Source organism: Pseudonocardia xishanensis (assembly GCF_039541715.1).
GTDB classification, from domain to species: domain Bacteria; phylum Actinomycetota; class Actinomycetes; order Mycobacteriales; family Pseudonocardiaceae; genus Pseudonocardia; species Pseudonocardia xishanensis.
In genome coordinates, this window is sequence record NZ_BAABGT010000128.1 from 1 (window position 1) to 575 (window position 575).

Genomic DNA, 575 nt, shown 5'->3' on the forward strand with positions numbered 1-575 from the left:
CAGGTCAGTGGCTCGTCGTGGGCAGCAGCGGATCTTGCGTAGGACGCGCCAGGCCTTGAGCACGGCGTTGGCGCGCTTACCCGGCCCGCGCTGACGAGCGTGCGCGGAGTTCACGTCGCGCTGGTTGCGGGAGAGCTTGCGCCGCTTGCCCGTCTCGGGGTCGGTGGGGCGGCGGCGTTGTGGGACCTCGAACCCGGAGCCGCGGTAGGCGTTGTCGGCGATCACCTTCACCTGCGCCTGTTGTAGGGCTTCGAGGATGCCGTGCTCGCGGGCGGCGCCCATGTCGTGGCGTGCGCCGGGCAGCGCGGCTGAGGCCCACACCAGCCGCCCGGCCGGGTCGGAGATGACCTGCACATTCACCCCGTGGCACTTGTGTTTGCCCGAGTAGTAGGGCCGGTCGCGTCCTGACCCCATGCCGACCCGGTCGATGCGCAGCAGGGTGCCGTCGAGGATCACGAAGGCCTTGGCCTTGATGGCCGCCATCGCTGTGGCCAGGGTCGGGGCGAGTGCGGCGAGGACCTCGATCGCCTCGGTGATGTAGCGGAACACGGTGGTCGTGCCGATGCCGTACCCGG

At 70.4% G+C, this 575-nt stretch carries 1 protein-coding gene; it reads right to left on the reverse strand.

Annotation, left to right across the window (positions count from 1 at the left end; genetic code table 11):
- The coding region (locus ABD993_RS36445) for a transposase family protein (RefSeq protein WP_345428958.1) at window positions 1-575 on the reverse strand (575 nt) is incomplete at both ends.